Source organism: Moorena producens 3L (assembly GCF_000211815.1).
Taxonomy (GTDB): domain Bacteria; phylum Cyanobacteriota; class Cyanobacteriia; order Cyanobacteriales; family Coleofasciculaceae; genus Moorena; species Moorena producens.
Window position 1 is genome coordinate 107405 of record NZ_GL890823.1, and the last position, 20182, is coordinate 127586.

Annotated in this window: 20 protein-coding genes and 2 pseudogenes; 13 read left to right on the forward strand and 9 right to left on the reverse strand. The window is 43.9% G+C overall.

Translation table 11 applies throughout. The annotated features are described in order from the left end of the window. Positions 1-31: 31 nt before the first annotated feature. A complete protein-coding gene (locus LYNGBM3L_RS02195) occupies positions 32-760 on the reverse strand; it encodes a DUF502 domain-containing protein (protein WP_008178521.1) in 729 nt (242 codons plus the stop codon). Between the two features lie 102 nt (positions 761-862). Between LYNGBM3L_RS02195 and LYNGBM3L_RS42650 the strand changes: the two genes are divergently transcribed. Together LYNGBM3L_RS42650 and LYNGBM3L_RS39460 are read left to right on the forward strand one after the other, a co-directional pair. Further along, positions 863-1003, forward strand: coding sequence for a hypothetical protein (locus LYNGBM3L_RS42650; RefSeq protein ID WP_154659653.1), 141 nt, complete (start codon positions 863-865; stop codon positions 1001-1003). 152 nt (positions 1004-1155) lie between these two features. Beyond that, positions 1156-1395 carry a hypothetical protein gene (locus LYNGBM3L_RS39460; protein ID WP_131827010.1) on the forward strand — a complete coding sequence of 80 codons (240 nt, stop codon included), beginning with the start codon at positions 1156-1158 and terminating at the stop codon, positions 1393-1395. A gap of 420 nt (positions 1396-1815) precedes the next feature. On the opposite strand, the pseudogene LYNGBM3L_RS02200 reads toward LYNGBM3L_RS39460, so the two are convergent. Together LYNGBM3L_RS02200 and hpsJ-B are read right to left on the reverse strand one after the other, a co-directional pair. Then, positions 1816-2716: pseudogene (locus LYNGBM3L_RS02200) on the reverse strand (glycosyltransferase family 2 protein). Between the two features lie 52 nt (positions 2717-2768). Further along, a complete protein-coding gene (gene hpsJ-B, locus LYNGBM3L_RS02205; RefSeq protein ID WP_008178528.1) occupies positions 2769-3587 on the reverse strand; it encodes a hormogonium polysaccharide biosynthesis protein HpsJ in 819 nt (272 codons plus the stop codon). 427 nt (positions 3588-4014) lie between these two features. On the opposite strand from hpsJ-B, the gene pgl reads away from it, so the two are divergent. From pgl to LYNGBM3L_RS02230, 5 genes and pseudogenes are all read left to right on the forward strand, one after another. Then, complete coding sequence (pgl, locus tag LYNGBM3L_RS02210; protein WP_008178529.1) at positions 4015-4737, forward strand: 6-phosphogluconolactonase; 723 nt, start codon at positions 4015-4017, stop codon at positions 4735-4737. A 293-nt stretch (positions 4738-5030) separates the two neighbouring features. Beyond that, positions 5031-5918: a double zinc ribbon and FHA domain-containing protein gene (locus tag LYNGBM3L_RS02215; protein ID WP_008178531.1), complete on the forward strand. Its 888-nt coding sequence runs from the start codon at positions 5031-5033 to the stop codon at positions 5916-5918. Positions 5919-6190: 272 nt separating this feature from the next. Then, positions 6191-6604 carry a hypothetical protein gene (locus LYNGBM3L_RS02220; RefSeq protein ID WP_008178534.1) on the forward strand — a complete coding sequence of 138 codons (414 nt, stop codon included), beginning with the start codon at positions 6191-6193 and terminating at the stop codon, positions 6602-6604. Positions 6605-6863: 259 nt separating this feature from the next. Then, a pseudogene (locus LYNGBM3L_RS50100) lies at positions 6864-7334 on the forward strand (IS1 family transposase); the annotation flags it as partial. 536 nt (positions 7335-7870) lie between these two features. Next, a complete protein-coding gene (locus tag LYNGBM3L_RS02230) occupies positions 7871-8347 on the forward strand; it encodes an FHA domain-containing protein (RefSeq protein WP_229414261.1) in 477 nt (158 codons plus the stop codon). Between the two features lie 31 nt (positions 8348-8378). Here the strand turns inward: LYNGBM3L_RS02230 and LYNGBM3L_RS46900 are convergent, their stop codons facing one another. Next, positions 8379-8591, reverse strand: a complete 213-nt coding sequence (locus tag LYNGBM3L_RS46900; RefSeq protein WP_008178540.1) for a hypothetical protein — start codon at positions 8589-8591, stop codon at positions 8379-8381. Positions 8592-9311: 720 nt separating this feature from the next. Here LYNGBM3L_RS46900 and LYNGBM3L_RS02240 point away from each other — a divergent pair. The 4 genes from LYNGBM3L_RS02240 (at position 9312) to LYNGBM3L_RS02255 (ending at position 13232) form a co-directional block, all read left to right on the forward strand. Continuing rightward, a complete protein-coding gene (locus tag LYNGBM3L_RS02240; protein ID WP_008178542.1) occupies positions 9312-9863 on the forward strand; it encodes a sterol desaturase family protein in 552 nt (183 codons plus the stop codon). A 145-nt stretch (positions 9864-10008) separates the two neighbouring features. Continuing rightward, complete coding sequence (locus tag LYNGBM3L_RS02245; protein WP_008178544.1) at positions 10009-10632, forward strand: Crp/Fnr family transcriptional regulator; 624 nt, start codon at positions 10009-10011, stop codon at positions 10630-10632. A gap of 296 nt (positions 10633-10928) precedes the next feature. Then, a complete protein-coding gene (locus tag LYNGBM3L_RS02250) occupies positions 10929-12623 on the forward strand; it encodes a cyclic nucleotide-binding domain-containing protein (protein ID WP_008178547.1) in 1695 nt (564 codons plus the stop codon). Positions 12624-12896: 273 nt separating this feature from the next. Further along, positions 12897-13232 carry a DUF8822 family protein gene (locus tag LYNGBM3L_RS02255; RefSeq protein ID WP_008178549.1) on the forward strand — a complete coding sequence of 112 codons (336 nt, stop codon included), beginning with the start codon at positions 12897-12899 and terminating at the stop codon, positions 13230-13232. Positions 13233-13457: 225 nt separating this feature from the next. On the opposite strand, the gene rpsN is transcribed toward LYNGBM3L_RS02255, so the two are convergent. The 5 genes from rpsN to LYNGBM3L_RS02285 form a co-directional block, all read right to left on the reverse strand. Beyond that, positions 13458-13760: a 30S ribosomal protein S14 gene (rpsN, locus tag LYNGBM3L_RS02260; RefSeq protein WP_008178551.1), complete on the reverse strand. Its 303-nt coding sequence runs from the start codon at positions 13758-13760 to the stop codon at positions 13458-13460. A 57-nt stretch (positions 13761-13817) separates the two neighbouring features. Next, positions 13818-14534: an endonuclease III gene (nth, locus tag LYNGBM3L_RS02265; RefSeq protein WP_008178553.1), complete on the reverse strand. Its 717-nt coding sequence runs from the start codon at positions 14532-14534 to the stop codon at positions 13818-13820. Between the two features lie 389 nt (positions 14535-14923). Further along, positions 14924-16015: an RIP metalloprotease RseP gene (rseP, locus tag LYNGBM3L_RS02275; RefSeq protein WP_008178559.1), complete on the reverse strand. Its 1092-nt coding sequence runs from the start codon at positions 16013-16015 to the stop codon at positions 14924-14926. A gap of 97 nt (positions 16016-16112) precedes the next feature. After that, positions 16113-17396 (reverse strand): serine--tRNA ligase, encoded by a 1284-nt coding sequence (serS, locus tag LYNGBM3L_RS02280; RefSeq protein WP_008178561.1) that lies wholly within the window; start codon positions 17394-17396, stop codon positions 16113-16115. 228 nt (positions 17397-17624) lie between these two features. Beyond that, complete coding sequence (locus tag LYNGBM3L_RS02285) at positions 17625-18194, reverse strand: DUF3611 family protein (protein WP_008178563.1); 570 nt, start codon at positions 18192-18194, stop codon at positions 17625-17627. A gap of 741 nt (positions 18195-18935) precedes the next feature. Between LYNGBM3L_RS02285 and LYNGBM3L_RS02290 the strand changes: the two genes are divergently transcribed. After that, positions 18936-19340 carry a PadR family transcriptional regulator gene (locus LYNGBM3L_RS02290; RefSeq protein WP_081431986.1) on the forward strand — a complete coding sequence of 135 codons (405 nt, stop codon included), beginning with the start codon at positions 18936-18938 and terminating at the stop codon, positions 19338-19340. A gap of 248 nt (positions 19341-19588) precedes the next feature. Then, the gene (locus LYNGBM3L_RS02295; protein WP_008178567.1) at positions 19589-20137 is read left to right on the forward strand and encodes a cofactor assembly of complex C subunit B; all 549 of its coding nucleotides are present in this window, start codon (positions 19589-19591) and stop codon (positions 20135-20137) included. Positions 20138-20182 lie beyond the last annotated feature (45 nt).

Here is a 20182-nt window from a genome sequence, read left to right on the forward strand (position 1 = left end):
TTAGTTAATTTTGTCCTTTTACCCAAAAAGATTAGGTTTCTTCTGTTGGCAAAACCTGCTGTATCATCTCAGGCAAAGGTTCTTCCAATGGTTGCTTTTCAGGAGGCTGCTGTAGGTTAATTGGGATTGCAGGGCTATCTGGGCTAACAATTCCACCTGAGAGCAATACTTTAAAGGCATCTTCGATGGACATCGAAAGATTAATGACTTCCTCTTCAGGAACCATAGCATACCAGCCACTGGTGGGATTAGGAGTAGTAGGTATGAAAACGCTCAACATCGGACGATTCATGTGGGATTGGAGTTGTGCACTCACAACACCGGTGACGAACGCTATCGCCCAGACTCCTTGGCGAGGATACTCTACCAAAATCACCCGACTAAACTTAGTTTTAGAATCCTGTAAAAGGGTTTCCAAAATCTGTTTAAGGGTTTTGTATACTGAGCCAGCTAAGGGAATCGCTTGCAATATTTTCTCACCCAAATCTAGCAACCACCGTCCAACAATGTTGCGTGCCATCAAGCCAATCAGCATAATAAATAGTAGTGGGACTGTCAGTCCCACTGCTAAATTTAGCAGATTTACTAAGATAGGGTTGAGATTATCAAAAGGGTTAATTTGTTTGGGAATTCTAGTTAAAAAATTTATCACCCAGTTGGCGATTGTAATCGTCAGCCAGATTGTGGTAGCCAGGGGAATTACCACTAGAATCCCCGCAATTAGGTCATTTTTTAGATCCTGCTTCAAGCCCTCGAACACAGAGCACAGATTCTCCTTTTAATAACTGAATAAAATTTTTTACTAGCCACCTAAATCACAACTACTCTCCCAACTTGTTCTAGCCACTTTTTTTTGGAGTGGGTGAAAAAATGCCAAGGTGGCTATAGCCGTTATACACTAGTATACCTCAGTTTCCGTAGCGTGCGCCGTTCCCGTAGCGTGCGCCCATGGGCAATGGGCAATCTAATCAATTTACTCCCTTATGAGGAGGATACAGGATAAAGAATTCAGTTTTCATCATAATAATTCAGCGATGTTAGTGGCACTATACAGAATATTATTGGATTCTTTCGCCAATTTATCGGAAAAGTTCCTTGACAATCAATTAGTCTGAATCGAAGCTCCTGACTTTAGACTCCTCAATGGTCTGATAGTTGGTTAGATTGGGCCTAGGCGCACGCTACGGGAACGAACTCAGTTATTCTACACCAATAGACACTGATTTTGCAGTAGGTGGAGTGGGAGGAAAGTTGGGTTGCTTTCACCCATGGGAAGCTATATCATCGGAAAAATCTACGCTGCGCCTATTAGCTTATCTCGATAGTTGGGTAAGTTTTAACGGTGGAATTACACCTGTTTTACCTTCCCGTTCTAGAGTTTGGAGTTGGCTTTAGCTACTCCAAATCTGGTTTCTAGATACTGCCACAAAACGGTAGCCCGTTCGGATCAATCTAGAATACCACTTCCAAAGTCTGGCGCTAGTTAATGGGTGACAATATGATGCCATTAGGGCGTTATACCCATGACTAGATTTTACCCAGCACTAGCTATAGGGTTATTACTGGCATGAACTAACATCAGACCAGCTTTTTCCCTTTGACCAGATCAATCGGTATTATTCTTTACATATTACCAGAGATAGATTAACAAAGATAGAGAATCGGAATTGACACTCACCGGTGATTAGACGCGGGGATTGCTGCTACCCAGTTTTACTATGAAATGTTTGATTTATCAGTTAGTTAGCCAATTCAGTTAGTTAGCCAATGGTATAGTAATCTCTTTGATTCTACCCTAATCTGACATCAAGACTACTAGGATGAGGATGAAGTGACCTGGGTAGCATCAGAGTCTTTTGAGCCTTGGGAAGTTGAGGACATGACACGGCTACTGGGAGGGTGCATGGGATGCTTGAGTTCCCAAAGTTTGACCAATATCAGATACTCATAAAATGCTTGTAAGGTACACCAGGTAAACCCGGCTTGACCATCCAGGAAGCCTCCCAGTAGGAAATACATGTATATAAAACGCAATACAGGTCGCCAGGGCAAGCGTAAGGACAAGTTTTTGAGGGCACGGCGTCTTTCTACTTCCGAACGCCCAAAAAATAGGTCTGCCCACTGAACAGTTCCTTGGTCCAACTGGCGCAAGGTTTCGAGGGCTTCGTCGCTAGAGTAGCGATTGTGTTTATCAATCCAGCGGGTAAATCCCTTACTGTTGGTGTAGTGAGGATATGTTTCTTTGATGAAACCAGTCGGTCCATCACATACTTCCCGTTCCGTATGACCATAATCATCAAACCAAACATTGTCCTTACGAAACAGCCGTAGTTGGTAACGGGGATACTGAGTAGAGTAGCGAATCCACCGATTCATGAACATGACCCGCTCAGCAACGTAATAAGCCACATGCTCCTGTCCTTGTATTGCTCCCTGGCATTCGGCAAATAACTCAGGGGTCATGCGTTCATCAGCTTCAAGGATATAGACCCATTCGTACTTGGTGGGGACTTCCTTGAGCATCCAGGTGCGCTGACGTCCGTGACTTTCAAAGGCGTGCTGCACAGCTCGCACCGGATACTGACTAGCAATTTCTACAGTGCGATCGCTACTGATTTGAATCTACGATCATCACATCGTCCGATAGTAGGGCTGACTCGATACAAGCAGCAATACCTAGTTCTTCGTTGTAGGTCAGGATATAGATCGAGAACATGTCTTGGGGATCATCATCAAAAATCTGGTCAGGGTTAAAAGTCTCTACCCTACTAAGCTTGTCCACGACGGGTTACTGGTGTACTTCCCAACCCGCGCAATCCGGTCCAGCCAATGGCAATATAGCCAATTGCTAGGAGTAAGCTACTCAGACCAGTTTTAATGCCCAGTTTGAAAGCTTCAGTGGTGGCTCGTTTCTCTAGTTGAAGTTTCTGACTACGGATTTGGTTAATATTCTGCTCTGCTTCTTGATTGAGTACGTCAGGGTTTTCCTTTATTGCCTGCAATTGTTGTCTAACTCTGTTAGCCTGAGCTTTGGCTTGCTCAAGCTGTTGTGCTGGAATCCTACCACTTTTAATGGCTGCATCTAAATCGGCGAGTCTCTTTTCTACCTGGGCTATACCTTGAGGACTTTTGAGAAGTTCAGTGACTTGCTGAGTGCGGTTTTCCAGTTGAACTTCGGCGGTCTTGGCTCTTTGGTTAATTTGTTCTAGAGCCTGGGAACTTTGCAAACGAAGGTTATTGAGATGTAGGGGTACCATTAGCAAAAAGACCAACCCTAGAAAACTAGAGAGACACAGCACCCAAAATCGGAGATCTTGAACCGAAGATTTTGGCTGTGTGGTAGCGGTAGCAGCACTTTGAGCAATCCAATATCCAGCAAATAAAAACCCAATGCCGACCATAGGGATAATGCCTCGGTCAACAACTTGGGTAGCAAAGTTCAACTGCCACTCTGGCTTTAACAGGCTAGCTCCCTGTGAGGGAATTGCCAAAATGATGTAATCCAAAAGAGAGGAAACGATCATTATCACCCCGACAACCTTAAGAGTCAGAGCAGTAAACGAGGAATAAACAGAATTAGTATTCATGGGCTATGAAGCGCGATTATTAGATTAACTTAATCATCGAATTTAGTACTTGAATGATTAATTCCTCCTCAAATTACTGGCTTACTAGTTTTTGGAGTAGTTTTTGGAGTACTCACTCAAGTGTAAAAATAGAATAGCACGAAGGCCAACCATGGCGCTTTGCCCATATTAACCTATGGCAATCAAGAATCCTAACTCCAACATCCTAGCTGGTGTTAAGTTTTAGAGGGGAAGTCCCGCGCTCTACATTTTAGGTGAGCGTCACCAGCCTTAGCCATTAACCATTAACCATTAACCATTAACCATTAACCACTAATCAAGGTGTTAGGATAATTCGTGGTATTCTTCCTTAATCAGGTAAAGCGATCGCACAATCGCTGATTAACGGTAGTCTTGTGGATGTAGTGTTCCTCGGCAGACAGGTTTTATGAACAAAGTGGTTGAAGTTGTACCGGATAAAGAAGCTTTGATTAGGCGAGCTGTTGATGTTGTCCTCAGTAAAATCGAAGGAGCAATCCAGGCTAACGGTCGCTGTACCATTGCCCTTGCTGGCGGTAGCACCCCCAAGCCTTTATACGAAGCGATCGCTACCTTTGACCTTGCCTGGAATAACATTCATGTGTTTTGGGGTGATGAACGCTATGTTAGTCCCGAGCACCCGGATAGTAATCAAAGGATGGCTCGTCTGGCCTGGTTAGACAAAGTCGATATACCAGAGGCTAACATTCACCCCATGCCCACCGATGGCTCTAGTCCCACTGCTGATGCCGATAAACATCAAGCTCAACTGTATGAGTTTTTTGGCATACCAGTAGGAGAGTTTCCTCACTTTGATGTAATTTTGTTAGGCATTGGTGATGATGGCCATACTGCCTCCCTATTCCCCCATACAGAGGCTCTGCAAGTAAAAGACCGACTAGTTACAGTTGGCAACAAAGATGGTCAACCACGAATCACCTTTACGTCGAGCTTGATTAACCATGCCAACTGCGTTATGTTTCTGGTTGCTGGTGCTGGCAAAAGAGCAGCCTTGGCTCAAATATTTGCCCCCGAAGCTGATCCACAAACCTATCCAGCTCGGTTGATCCAGCCCCAAGGAGAACTTTGGTGGCTTCTAGATGAATCAGCAGGTCAAGATTTGAAACATTGACAAGCGCGGAAGTGTCAAGTGTGAACGATTAAGTGCGAAACAGTAACTTCAATCAAGTCTATTACAAGTGGGGCAGGACGTGTTCCTGACAAGAAAACGCGCCATGATGGAATCCAGTTATTGATAGTTCTATCACTAATAGTACCTCGTTCGCGCAGAGTCTCCAAAGGAGAAAGGAGTTCTGGTAGCCTTAAGAGGTGCATTAAGCCTACACTTGCCCGATCGGGAAGTGTATGATCGTCACATTATCTGAAACTAGATAATAGCTGTTAAAAATAATAAATTAAAGTTCTATGATTGTTTGCCCTAACTGCAATCACCAAAATCCGGAAGGGGCTACCCAATGTGAAGCCTGCTACACTCCCTTACCTTCCACTACCAGCTGTCCTAACTGTGGTGCAACAGTTCAGACTGACGCAAGCTTCTGTGGTCAGTGTGGATTTCACTTGAATGTGGGTGCCAATATGGAGAAAGGGGAGAAATCAGGGTCAAACTCTACCCCAGAGATACCCGACTTGGTATCCCCAGACCCACTTATTGAACCTATACCCATGGCTATGAATACTCAAGTCCCCGATCCAGCATCCAATCCTATCAGTTCTGATGATGCTGAATCTACCACCCCTATGCCAGCTACGGTCGTTAATCCAGCCCTCAACTCAGAAGCATTTCAACCGCAGAATCCTGACTTAGAAACCCTGCCATTGCCGCTACCTACCGTTGGCAATTTAGGGTTTTCTCAGGAAGAATCTAGCCAAAACTCGCCATCACCGTCAATACCAGAAGCTGACTTAGAGAACCCGCCACCGCCCCCTGTACCCAATAGAGGTACTGCCCAAACTCAGTTGCAGGTAATATCAGCTCAACTGCTGCATATGCAAACCAATACAACAATTGAGTTACCGCAGCATATATCGGTGATTCATCTGGGTAAGCCCAATGATAAAATTCCCCCGGATATTGATGTCTCTGGTTTTCCTGACTCAGACATTGTCTCTCGCATTCACGCGGATATCAGAGTGGAGGGGGATACCTACTATATTGAAGATGTAGGCAGCTCCAATGGCACTTATGTCAACCACACGTCTCTAGCACCAGGCAATCGGCATCGGCTAAGAACAGGCGATCGCATTAGCTTGGGGAAAGGTGATAAAGTGACATTTTTGTTCCAAAGTTCTTGAGTTTCCGGTGCTAGGTGGGTGTGACAGCTGGTTGTGCAAAATTGATCTCGGACAAAGCCCCGACCTAAAGCGCTAGCTAGGTCGGGGCAGTTTACTATCGGGGGAGTTTGGCACTGGTTCCGTTAAGCGGGTGGTTGAAAGTCTTGCTATATCTGAATTAGGAGGGATAATAGGTAAGATTTGACCTGTCGCGACTTAGAGGTGAGCAATGGAGTTATTATCCCAAAATTGTCCGTTGTGTGGTAGTCCACAAGTTAAACCCCACGACCGCTATGAGACCCAAAACGGCACACGAACCATCTACCATTGCTTTGAGTGCGATACGTACTGAGCGTGAGACCTTCGCCACCCCCATAGCAGGACTGCGCACCCCCTTAAGTCGCATTATCGAGATTCTCAAAGCCAGAAGCGAAGGGATGGGTCTCCGTGTGGTTCGTACCTTTAACGTTTCCTTGAAAACGGTGATTGATTGGGAAGAACGTTTGGGTGGGCTTAAACCTGTATTGATGCTGTACGCCTTGCTTGATCAGTTTCTGCAACTGGTAATCGTTGGGGATGAACTGTACACATTGGTCAACAAAAACGTCCCACAAAAGCTGAGTGAGGGCTGGACGATCGTCGAGATGGATAGAGCCAGTCGGTTTTTGTGGGAATTACATTGTGGTCAAAAAGAGCAACAACTGTAAGAACCACGCCATCAAGGTGTTAGTTCAAGTTATAGCAGTCGCCAGGGCAGTTAGGACATGACAAAAGTCTCACACCCTTTGTAAGCGATGCAGAGGTGCGACCCGTGGCGAATTTAATTCGCCAACGGAAAGCGCACCTAAGCGGTCTTGGGGGTTTCCCCCACTCGCTATTGCATCAAGAAGCGCAAGAGTTTGACTTCTGACTTCTGACTTCTGACTTCTGACTTCTGCTATATAGAGCAAACCCAAGACCGAGGGCCTGTTTACAGATGGGGAACGCCGCTATGGTAACTTGCTGTTTGAGATTTGCCATGAATTGGTGCGTGATGGCAAGCCGGGTCGTCCACCCAAACGCTTGCCCAAAGGCATACGGGTCAGACTCTTGAATAAGGGAGCCAAAAAGCGGGTCGGTCGTCCTCGCAAGAAGTACCAAGCTCCCGTACCAGAGCATCCGCAAACAAACTCAGAGGTTCCAGAACACGAGAAAAATGCCAATCATATCGATGGATTTAATCCATCGATGCGGCGGCGCAATAGTGCCAATAGGCGTCGAGCCAATACCTATGCTAAGTCCCGTCAACATTTGCTTTGAACCCTGGATGTGTTTTGGGTGGTTCACAATTTTGTTCGGGTACATTTCACAACTAAAGTTGTTCCTGCAGTGAAGTTAGGAATTATGGAAACAGGTCTGTCTTGGTCTGGACTGTTTAGTATTCGATCTGCTCTGTAACCACCTACTAGACAAGGGCTATACCTGTCCCATGCAACGGAACCAGTGCCCCACCTACGCGCCTGTACCTTAAAAACCTGGAATATAGGGTGACCTTCAGAAAAAAGACTCAATAGTTTGAGTTATCTGTGAATGGGTAAAATTCCATAGGTGCGCTTTCCGTCGGCGAATTAAATTCGCCACAGGTCGCACCTGCAGCTACATTGGAGATAGAACTTTTTGTATTGTTCCGGCGCGGAGGGGCATCCCGTGTCGTTAATAAAGCTTATCGAGTATCCGAACGCGCCCCGCGTCGGGCAAAGCCCGATAGGGATAGCTGGAGTTGGTAAGAAGCCCGCGCTGTACCGTGCTTGTCAGCGTCGGTAGTATGTCACTGTTTACAGTAAATTCTATATTAATATAGGTGTGCCTTAATTGGGGTGCATGTCAGTCCTTGCCAATCTAAGCAGATATGACTAACTCTGGCAGCCTTTTTGGCTGTATAAGCAAGGAAATCCCACGTCGTGTCGGTGGGGGATAGTTAACAGTATCAGGCCGTGAGGACAAAATCCTTGAAAGATGTGACACCGGCGATTACCCTAACCCTACTGCATCCTCTCCAGTCTGTGCCTGTTCAAAGTTGGCCCTTTGAAACAGAATCAGTGATTCGGATTGGCCGGTCAACCGATAATCATGTTATTCTCTATAGCGCTGTAGTTTCCCGTCACCATGTAGAACTACGGCGAAATCCTAATGGTTGGGAAATTATCAGTTTAGGTGCCAATGGCACCTATATGGATGGCAAGCGGATTACCCAAATGCCGGTTATCGATGGGATGATTATTCGTCTAGCTAGTTCGGGTCCGAAAATTCAGATTCATATTAATGGAGAAATGCCTTCAGCAAGGCTGAAGACAATTTTGGATAAGCGTGCCTCTGAAGGAAAGCGGAACATCAATTCATTCAATAATACGTTAATAAATGCCGAAAGCACCCAATCCGATCAAACTGAGTCAACTGAAATGGAAGATTGAACTTTTATGGTAATTTATGATAATTGGTAATTTATGATAATTGGTAATTGGTAATTGGTAATTGGTAATTGGTAATTGGTAATTGGTAATTGGTAATTGGTAATTGGTAATTGGTAATTGGTAATTGGTAATTGGTAATTGGTAATTGGTAATTGGTAATTGGTAATTGGTAATTGGTAATTGGTAATTGGTAATTGGTAATTGGTAATTGGTAATTGGTAATTGGTAATTGGTAATTCGTCATTCAAATAGGACTTACCTGAAACTGGGCACTAAATGCGCTTATTTAGTAGGAACCCACGCCGTGGGTTCCTACTAGCTTAGCCAGCTTAATTTGGTGCATTAGAATTATCCTCCTCTTCTTACCATTTAACCTTTTTCCTCTTACTCTCTATTAGACCATGTTTAGCTGGCCACGGGACTAAAAGTAGCGTTACTGGGTCAGTCCTCTCAAAAAACTTTGATAGTTGTGGGATATAATTGTAATTTTTAAAACGAGAAGTCCATACAGACTTGATTTAGCTAATTAAAATTATGGCTAATTAAATTAGCAAGCCCTAGTTAAAGTTAGTATGGTTTTTAATCAAAAAACTGCTTGATATTGGATTCAATTATAGCTCATATATAGACAGATTGATATCCTGTTCGTTTGACTAATGAGCATTGAAAGTTGTTCCTTAATTGTTAAGGGACAATTAACTATTAACTATTAACCGCAAAGGGATATCAATTAATTCAGTAATTCAAATTATATAGCGTAGCGCGTCGTTCAGGAGTGGTACAACTTAGATGAAGTTGAAAAACTAGAAGTCATAAGTCATAATTTTCAAACATTGGCTTAATTGAAACTATTAGATAATATAACGATTATTGTCCAAGAATGATTTAGAATTGCTAGAGTAGCATACCTTCAATAAATAATAAATTTAAGTTTAACCTCTTCTTTGACAAACCTTAACGTTTGTTGACTAAGATCAGCGCATACGAAGAGGAGTTAGATGTGTTTATCATTAAGATATTATTGGTTGCTTTAGTGCAGCTACTACTTGGGGATTTTCTTTCTACTTTTGTGTACCATGTCCCTGAGCACATTTTTGGTAAATTCCATGCCATAGTACACCATAGTAAGAATCGTAGCTTCATTCACTATGCTGTATTAACTAAGAACCCCCTGGTAATCCTTGATGGTTTCGCAGGTGCCTTTCCTTATTTGATGTTTGTGCCTTGGTTCTGGCAGATTTCTCCTCTAGGAACTATCTTGGGACTAGTCTTGGGTGAGCTTCATGTGATCTGGAGGCATGTTTCTGTGATGGAGTGGAAAACTCCCCAGACCCTAGAGCGCCTTTGCAACTTCTTGTGCATTACTACTCCAGAAAAGCATTGGCTTCATCATCAGGATGCAACAGTTGCTTATGGGGATATCTTCACATTTTACGACCAACCAGCACAAGCCTGGTATAGGTTTTTGATGTCAGTTAAGAAGAAATATAAGCTAAGTAGGGAGAAATCAAGTTAGGATGCTGGCTGTTGACTGTTTACTCTTAAGTATATGGTACGGTCAACCCTGGACGGTAAACAGTCAACGGTAAACCAAAACTATTTTGCCTACCCATTATCAAGAGCGTTTAATAGAGCTTTAGAAGCTACAGAACTTATAAACAATGCCTCTAATCCAAAAGGCCTTTCACGGAATATCCCAAGACGGACAAAAACAGCGACAGCGGCTGCGTTGGTATTCAAAGGGGGAAATGATTCCTTTGATTGCACCTGGGATCTGGCAAGTCTGTCAAGGTATTGTTCAACTCAGTAAAATTAACCTTGATGGAGAGGAAGTGCTACTAGGTTGGGCATTGCCCGATACCTCTTTCCGGATTGGGTTGGCTGCTCTAGACACCTATCAGGCTCAAGCTTTATCCGAAGTGCATCTTAAATGGTTTTCGATGATTGAATTGGAAGCGTGCCCTCATCTATCTCATTCCCTATTGAATCAGCTAGGTCACAGGATACAACAGACAGAAGCACTTTTAGCGATCGCTGGACTGCGCCGAGTAGAAGACCGCTTGCAGCAGTTATTATTCTTATTGAAACAGGAAATGGGGGAGCCAGTTCCCGAGGGCACTCGCTTGAGTGTGCGCATGACCCATCAGAATCTAGCTAATGCCATCGGCACCTCTCGGGTCACAGTAACTAAAACTCTAGGAGAACTCCATAACCGTGGTATGATTACATTTGACAGAGACCGTCACATCATTGTCAAACATGGTATAATATGTAATAATCTCTGAAGCTAACTTGAAGCTAGTACTGAGTACTGATTAGTGTAGTGATTAGTGATTGTGTCAGTGTGGCAATGGCTTTTTAGGCTTTGTTGTCAGGTTTGTTGTCAGGTTTTTTACTTGTGCCTGACTCAAAAGTAGTTGTGTTGCTCAAAGCGCTTCATGGTAGCTCGTTCAACGAATTTAACTGGTCTAGGAGTTGCCAGCTGGAAAAGTGGTAAATAGCAACTCTGAGATCTGAATCCTAAAATAATACTAAGATTAAGTGGTATAAATATAGATTCATAGCTGAAAAGCAGTTATTTATGCCTCTTGATCAATTAGTTCCAAAATTCTTAAAAAAATCTCTCTTCCAACTAGGAGAAGTGCCTGTATCTATTTTCACCATACTTCAATTAATCTTTTTATTTTTAATTGCTAAATTTATAATTCAAGATTTCAAAAAATTCCTGAATTATAAACTGCTTAATAAGCTAGTTAATGATCCAAATAAAAGAGAATTTTTATCTAAAATAATTAGTTATGCAATTTTAATCGTATTGGTATATATTATATATTTTATAGGTGGTTTAGATCTAATTAAGTTAACCATTTTTGAAGTAGGTAATACTAAAGTATCTATTAAATTAATAATACAGCTAGTACTGTCTTTAATGATAGTAATTTTTCTGGCTAGTACCCTAAAAAACTTTCTAAAACAAGAGCTACTTCCCCAAATGGGGATTGACGAAGCTAATCGAGCAGTTATCGCTACAATCATCAGTTACGCATTTGGAATATTAGGCATTGTAATTGTTCTGAATAATCACTTTGAATTGGGTTCATTAGCCGTTATTGCTGGTGGCTTAGGGGTTGGAATTGGTTTTGGACTACAGGATATAACTAAAAACTTTATCAGTGGTGTGACATTACTCTTAGAACGAACAATAAGAGTTGGTGATTTCATTGAATTTGATGGGTTATCCGGATATGTTAAAGAAGTCTCCATGCGGTCTACAATCATCCGGACAAGGGAGGGTGGAGATGTAGTAGTTCCTAACTCTCATTTGGTGGAAAACCGAATGCTTAACTGGACTTTTGACAGCTATAAAGCCCGTATACACATACCTGTAGGAGTCGCTTACGATAGTGACCCAGTATTAGTGACAGAAGTCCTGTTAAAATCTGCTTATTTAGAACCATCCGTCTTATCTGAGCCGACACCTAGAGTTCTTTTTAAAGGGTTTGGTGATAGTTCTTTAAACTTTGAACTTCGGGTATGGGTCAATCGAATTGATCAAGAACCTTTTATAAGAAGTTCTTTGAATTTTATTATTGAATATAATTTACGTCAGCAGGGACTCTCAATTCCTTTCCCTCAAAGGGATTTTTGGCTGCGCAACCCTGAAGCCCTGATGGCGAGAGACATTCACCGCGAAAATATTGAAACTATTGAAGAAAATATTGGACAATCAACTCAGCAGCCATTCAAAGTTAAAACACCTAGACCTTTAGCGTTACGTGACTTACTGCGGCAGGTCGATTATTTTAAAAATTTTACTGAATTAGAACTAAGGCAATTAATTGAAATTGGATACCGAAAGCGCTTACGTGCCTCAGAGATTTTATTTCATGAAGGCGACCCTGGAGATGCGTTTTATATTATCCTAGCTGGTTCTGTCGAAGTCTTTGTAGAGAGGATTAACAAAACTCTCAATAATCTTCAGGCCGGTCAATTTTTTGGCGAACTTTCGTTAATGTTAGGCGTACCAAGAACAGCATCAGTTAGAGGGTTAGAAGAGTCACTACTATTTGTAATTAACAATAAAGGTTTTAAACAACTATTGAAGGACTATCCAGATCTATCGGAGATTATTGTCCAGGAATTAGGCAAGCATCAGGAAGAATTAGCTGAGCGACAAAAACAGATGCGGAAAATGGGTTTGTTGGATGCGGCAGAAGATGACAAAAATCTTCTAGTTTGGGTTCGCAAGCGAGTCAAGAGACTATTTGCTCTTTAATAGCAGGATCAGTTTGTTTAGTATTGATACTAAGTTGCGGTCAAAGGTAAAACTTTCTCTACCCCCAATCTCCCAATCTCCCAATTTCCCAATCTCCCTATCTCCCTATCCAAGCAATCGACTATCTTTGAATCCAACTTGGTATGAGTGTTGAGTATGAAGTGTTGAGTGTTGAGTGTTGAGTCTTGAGTGTTAAGTGTTGAGTGTTGACAGTATCATAGAATCAAAGGTCAACAGAAAACTATTTAGCTTAGCCGTCATTAAACCTTATTTATGGCTAAACCGAAACCAATTCCAGCGATTACTCTGCCACCGGCTGCAAATCCTCAGCAGGAAGGTGAATGGTTACGAGAAACTCTTGCGCAATGGCTAGATCAAGAGTTTCTCCCAGAAGCAATTAATCAAACGATTGCACAACGCGCCGCCCAGATTTTCGTCCGTCAACGGATGGAGGGAGAAAATGATTTGGGTTCACTTGTGATTGCTATTGTTACAGAAATGCAGGCGTTTGACTTTCGAGAAAGTTTTTACGGGGAATTTGCGATCGCTAACGCTGTCAGTGACCTACTCTTAGAAAGTCTTGGCATTGATCGCTGTTGTGGCCAGTAGAGGTTTCAGGTTTCAGGTTTGTTTGCGTAGCGTGGCCGCAAGGCCAAGGTTGAAAGTTTCCAGAGCGTCATGCAAGGGTCGGTTTAAGCTCAAGGGAGAGTAGCTATGCTCCTCTTCAGTAGGAAAACCCGAAGGGTAGACTACGGTAAGTCAGAAAATCTTCTACCCTGCAACCTGTTAACCTGCAACCTGTAACCTGCAACCTAAAACCTGCAACCAGTTAACCTACCAGCTTGATTTAACCACACCTGGCAATAGACCTTGGTGCGCCCATTCCCGCAAAACATGGCGAGATAGTCCAAAGTCTCGGTAGTAACCCCGAGGACGCCCTGTAACCCAACAACGGTTCCGCACACGGCAGGGGGCGCTGTTGCGGGGGAGCTGTTGTATTTTCCGGTGGATCTCTAACCTTTCTCGTTGAGTCGCAGCATTTTTAAACTCTTCCTTGAGCGCCTCCCGCTTAGCTGCGTACTTCTCTACCATTTTTTTGCGCTTTTTTTCGCGCTCAATCATTGATTTTTTAGCCATTAATTCTCGAAACTCTATCTAAAAGAAGACACTGCCTTTTTATCTTATCCGATGAACTTAATCAGAGGCTGGTACAGTAGCGTTAGTTTTCCAGCTCTGTGTTGTAGTAGTCGTTTTCTCAGCCAGATCTGCACTGGCACATAAATCCGCCAAAACACAAGCATCACAATCAGGTTTTCGGGCTTTACAAATTGCCCTACCATGATAAATCAGCCGAATCGACCAGTTTTCCCAATCCTGCTGGGGCAAAAGCCCCATTAAATCTCGCTCAATCCTGATGGGATCTTTGTGTTTTGTCAATCCTAAACGCTGACTGAGGCGCTTGACGTGAGTATCTACAGTGACTCCCTGGTTAATACCATAGGCATGGGCAAGTACGACATTGGCGGTTTTACGAGCAACTCCAGGCAACTTGAGGAGTTTGTCCATTTGTTTCGGTACCTGACCACCGTATTCCTTAACAATCATGCGGCAGGCACCTTGAATATTTTTTGCCTTATTGCGATAAAAGCCAGTAGAGCGCACTAAAGTTTCCAAGACTTCTATATCAGCACTAGCGATGGCCACAGCATCAGGAAACTGGCGAAACAACCCCGGTGTTACCTGATTCACACGTTCATCAGTACATTGAGCTGAAAGAATGGTTGCCACCAGTAACTGTACTGGTGTTTCGTAATTCAGTGTACAGGTGGCTTCCGGATAGAGTCGCTTAAGGCGAATTAGAATCTCTAGGGATCGTTGCTGCTTGGCAGACCATTTACGGCTAATACTCATGGGTTGGAAGGTTGGAAGGTTGGAAGGTTGGAAGGTTGGAAGGTTGGAAGGTTGGAAGGTTGGAAGGCTGGAAGGTTGGAAGGTTGAAGGTTGACAATATCTTAGGGTCAATGTCTTCTGAAGCTACACTAGTAAAACCAACAGGGTAAACTAACCTAGGTCAAGAAATCTTTGTACCTGTAACCTGCAACCTGTAACCTGTAACCTGTAACTTGCAACCTGTAACAACTTGCAACCTGTAACCTGTAACCTGTAACCTGTAACCTGTAACCTACAACCTGCAACCTGTAACCTACAACCTGCAACCTGTAACCTACAACCTGTAACCTGTAACCTACAACCTGCAACCTGTAACCTGTAACCTGTAACCTGTAACAACCAAACACGGGTCACTGGAATAAGTTTTGTACCCAACCCAGGTTAGCTGTATCCCGAATAATCAAGAAGACACCTAAACCCAGAAGCAGCACTAGCCCAGTTTGCATAATATTCTGCTGTACTTCCATGGGCAAGGGCTTACCTCGAAGTCCTTCAATCAGTAAGAAAGCCAGCTGACCACCATCAAGGGCTGGTAGAGGCAAGATATTAATAATCGCTAGATTGATACTAATCAGAGCTGCAAACTGTAAAAGATTGACAGCGTTGGAACGAGCAATATCGGCTCCAATCGCCACAATTGCCACTGGACCGGATACTTGTTCCGCTGTTTCGCCAAAATTACTCAGTAGCTGACCAAAGCCTTCCAGGGTTAAGACTGTAATGCGTTGATATTCTTCGGCACCACGACTGAATACCTCCAGCAAACTACCAGCACGCTTACGCACTTCCTCCCCATTGGGAGACAGTTGTACACCAATTTTTCCTTTCCCATCTATCCCTGGTTCCGGAATCACCTTCAACAGTAGCGTTTGTTTTTGACGCTGTATCCGCATTTCCAGGGGCTGGTTGGGATGATTTTGAATCGCTTTCATCAGGAAAGTAATCCCTTCCGGGTTTGCTTCCAACTCTTGACCATCTACGGCGAGAATTATGTCTCTTGGTTTAAGGCCTGCTTCTGTAGCCACTAAACTGCTTTCTGGGGCAAGTTTAGGCACTACCACACCCGCTTGGTAGTTGAATTGGGAGATGCCAACCATTCCTACCTGAGCCACAAGCAGGAAGTAAGCAAAGACTAAGTTAGCAATGACACCAGCACTAATCACAATTGCCCGGTCTAGAATCGGTCGGTTGCGGAGCAAATTGGGGTCATTGGGGGGAATCTCGCTATCGGGGTCATCATCAGGAAAACCCACAAACCCCCCTAGGGGAATCGCTCGCACTGCATACTCAGTTTCTGGACCCTGATATTTCCATAGAATTGGACCAAAGCCAAGAGAAAAGCGATTGGCATAGATTCCTTGCAGACGAGCTGCCATAAAATGACCCAGCTCGTGAACAAGAATCAAGACTGCCAAAACTGCAATCGCCGCCAAAATTGACATATAAGTGAAGAATTTATTTAATGTAATGTTAACTTCATTTTTCTATTGTATAGGCATTGCAATTAGGTTCTAGGTTCTAGGCTTATGGCTGATGGTATTACAAGACGTCTCGCCCCATATAAGGCTGTAAAGCCTCTGGGATCTTAACCGTTCCATCCGGTTGCTGATAATTTTCCAGAATGCCTGACATAGTACGCCCCACTGCCAATCCTGAGCCATTGAGAGTATGAACAAAGTGAGTGCCTTTTTTGCCGGACTCTTTGAAGCGAATCCTACCCCGCCGTGCCTGGAAATCAAAGCAATTGGAGCAACTGGAAATCTCCCGATATGTCCTTTGCGAAGGCAGCCAAACTTCTAGGTCATAGGTTGTAGCGGCTGAGAAACCGATATCCCCTGTACACAGTTCTACAGTTCGGTAGGGTAATTTCAAGGTTTCCAAGATCGCTTCAGCATTCTTAAGCAGTTTCTGATGCTCTTGGGAGGAGGTACTAGGCTCAACAATTTTCACTAGCTCAACTTTATTAAACTGGTGTAGTCGAATTAGACCCCGGGTATCCCGTCCATAGCTACCCGCTTCCCGGCGAAAGCAGGGGGTGAAGGCACAGAGATTAATGGGAAGTTGGGATGCTTCAAGGATTTCGTCTCGGTAGAGATTCACCAATGGCACTTCTGCTGTGGGTGCTAACCACAAATCATCATCAGAACACTTGAAGCTGTCCTCGGCAAACTTGGGCAACTGACCGGTAGCGGTTAGGGATTCACTGTTGATTAGTACCGGTGGCATCACTTCGGTATAGCCAGCAGCAATTTGCTGGTCAAGCATGAAGTTGATTAGTGCTCGTTCCAAAGCAGCACCAGCCCCGATCAATGTCACAAATCGACTCTGAGCGATTTTCACCCCTCGCTCAAAGTTAAGAATGCCGAGTTTTTCGCCAATTTCCCAATGGGGGAGAATCGGAAAATCCTTGGGAATGTACTCATCACCCCAGCGATGGACTTCCACATTTTCGGCTTCACTCTTGCCAATCGGTGTGGATTCGGAGGGCAAGTTGGGGAGGGATAGCAAGAGGGTGTTCAGCTGGTCTTTTAGGTCTTTTTCTTTGGGTTCCAGTTCGCTCAACTTAGTTTTGATTTGGTTACCCTCTTCCTTGAGCGACTGAATTTCTGGGCTTTGTGGAGGACTACCCGATTTGATTTTTTGACCAATCAGCTTACCAATTTCATTACTACGAGCCTGCAACTGGGTGCGGGATGTTTCCAGCTCCCGCTGACGCTGATTCAGTTCCAGAATAGGTTGTAGGTCATATTGATTGACACTACGTCGGTCGAGTAGTTCTTGAACCTTTTGTGGATTTTCCCGAATTTGCTTTAGGTCAAGCACGAATTTTCTTTACTAAAATGACGCGATCGCATGATCGGTACTCATCTGAGCAACATCGATCTAACTTCACCAATTTGCCACAGTTTTCTTGCCAACGGCAATTAACTTCTCCTGGGAGTAGGGAGCGGTGCGACAATCAAGCAAATTTAATTACGGGTCAAGCGCACCGAGGGAGTAGGGAGTAGGGAGTCGGCTGGTGAGCTGGTGAGCTGGTGTGGGGTATGTTGGCTAGCGACTGACTCGATTAAATAGCCACAGGGAAATGGCTATGCCAACAAAATTAGCAAAAATAGTGTTGATGTTTGCCTGCACAACAAACAGGTCTATCGGTGGAACATCATTACAAGCCAACCCAACTGGACTTTGTTGCTGAGCTAGAGCTAGGGCTACAAGGCTGCCTATGACTGCAAATGAGCCAATGATGGTCAATAACATTCCTACTAAACTGACAATCAAGCCCAGCCTAATCGTTTGAAGGGTTTGAGCTTTGCTTGGTATGTCTGACCCATTGGCAGCTAGCAGCCGACTAGCGATGCCAGTGTAACGGTAGGCAAAATAAATGCCTATACCTAAAGCCACTAGTCCACAAACTACGAAAAAAAGACCGAAGCCGATTCCTTGACCCCCTTGATTGTCAGGTTGAGGGCTGGCAAGGGCAAACCCTGCAAACACTAAAATCAGCGTAGAAATAACCCCTAGGATTAACTGAGTCCAGAAGGAAATCCAACCGAATCTGCGTAGGGTTAGGGCAATTTTTTGACGAGCTGGTGGGATGGAACTGTCAGGTATCTCTCGCATGGGGGCTGTGTCCCTTGAGTAATCACTTTTGAACCGCCTACCACGCGCTCCGCAACGCGAAAAGACGTAGGGCTAATCTTGGGTTGGAAGCTAAACACCCTTGTGGTAGGTCGGGGGGGTCAGCAACCAACTTTATTGTGACAAGGATTGATGACACTCGCAATTCATCCCCAGCTAAATCGCAGATAAAGCCCTGAGGGACTTCTTGTGGGAACCGTTAATTTTCTACAAAACCTGCCTGAATGGGTCCTATGTGAGATGAGCAATATTAATGGTTCACTTTTGTGTTACACTAACCCCCACTTACTCCAACCCCCACAAAGATTGCTATATATTAATCCCTCCATGCCCCCATCCTTCCATCCCCGATCATCCTCTCTAGGTCGCATCAATGAAATTGGTGTTACTCGTCTGTCTTGTCTTCCTTCCCGATGTTCCCCTTGATAGTCGGTAGTTTTGGATAACGGTTTCGAGCAATTATTAAAGTTGATCTTTACTTTTTAGGTGTGTTAAGTCCAAAATTCATTAAACTTTCATCAAATTAGGGAGATATTTAAACCCTACGCCAGAGATTTTTAAGTTATAAAGTGTGATAGCGATGTACCTACCAAGGTGAGTCGTTTAAATAAAACTCACTGCAAAACGCGCGTGAATTTCCCAGGGTGCCTCCAACCATGATTATTTGCCAGAAAACCCTCTAATCCCATCTAGAATAACTGGGAATTCCAACTACATATGCAGATGAAATTCGAAGATATCTATAACTTTTTCCAAGATCCTCCACCCAACTATCTCAATAAAGAATTAGCCGTATGCTATGTGCTATCGGTGTTGTTGCAAGGAGAATCTTATGGAACACAACTGATCCAACAACTGGAACAAGAATACCCCACCTATCGACTTTCAGATACTGTCCTCTACAGTGCACTGAAGTTTCTTGAAGAAAAACAGGCAATTTCAGCCTACTGGCAAAAAGTAGAAGGAAGAGGACGCCCACGCCGGATGTATCAAATCTGCCCAGAGTGGCAGGAGAAAGCTATAGAACTGGCCAGTTTTTGGCATGACTATATGGCTGAGGAAACAACCGTGGGGAAATTTCAGCCAAGGACTCCCTGCCACCAGTCTGTTGTTGAGTCAGTTAGGTAGGGAAGTAGCAATTTTTTCCAGGGTGCTGTCTTTGAAAACCCTGGTGGCATCCCAGAAGTCAGGTGATGCATTGTCTTACCCAGATGTGAATTCAGGTGAATTCAGGGCGTGCTAGCTGCTAGCCATCTACCCACACCAGCATCTTACAGCCTCTAGCTAGTGGGTACCGAGGAGCTAACCTGACCAAAGTGTGTCTAAGAAATTGTAAAGTAGTAGCAAAGGATGTGTATTTTTATCGTTAATATTCAGTGAATACAACTATTCTTGCTTCTACACTTTTGCTAACCCTTTTATTGGCAGTAGGTTTGTTTTTCTTTATTCGAGCCTCTGTGAAAGACCGAATACAACAAGTCAAGTTAGCTTCCCCAGAAACAGAAGAATCGCTTCTAAATCAGTTGAAGCAATATTTTGATCAAAGAGCCTACCAGGTGGCGGCGGTGGATGCTGCCACTAATCAAGTCACGTTCCAGGGGATAGTCCGACCGAGTTGGTTTCTGGCTATCTTTTTAACCGTCTTAGCTGCCTGTGGTATAGTCTGCTTATCTCTAGTGCTCTCTATTTTGTTTCCGACTTTGACTAAGGTGTTTTTGGGGCTAGTGGCACTAGCTCCCGCTGCGGGCCTTTTTTATTGGAAAAAAGCTGAGCGACTCGAACAGGTATCTCTGAAATTAGAATCAGCGTCTACCCAAGCCCCTGGGGATCAAGCCACTGCGGAGCAATCTTTGGTTATAGTCACTGGCCATCGCGATGAACTAATACAACTTCAACAGTCTCTGAAACTAAAACCCTTGCTGTAAGCAAGCAGGGTTTGACATCCTCCCCAACTATAATCAGCGAGATCA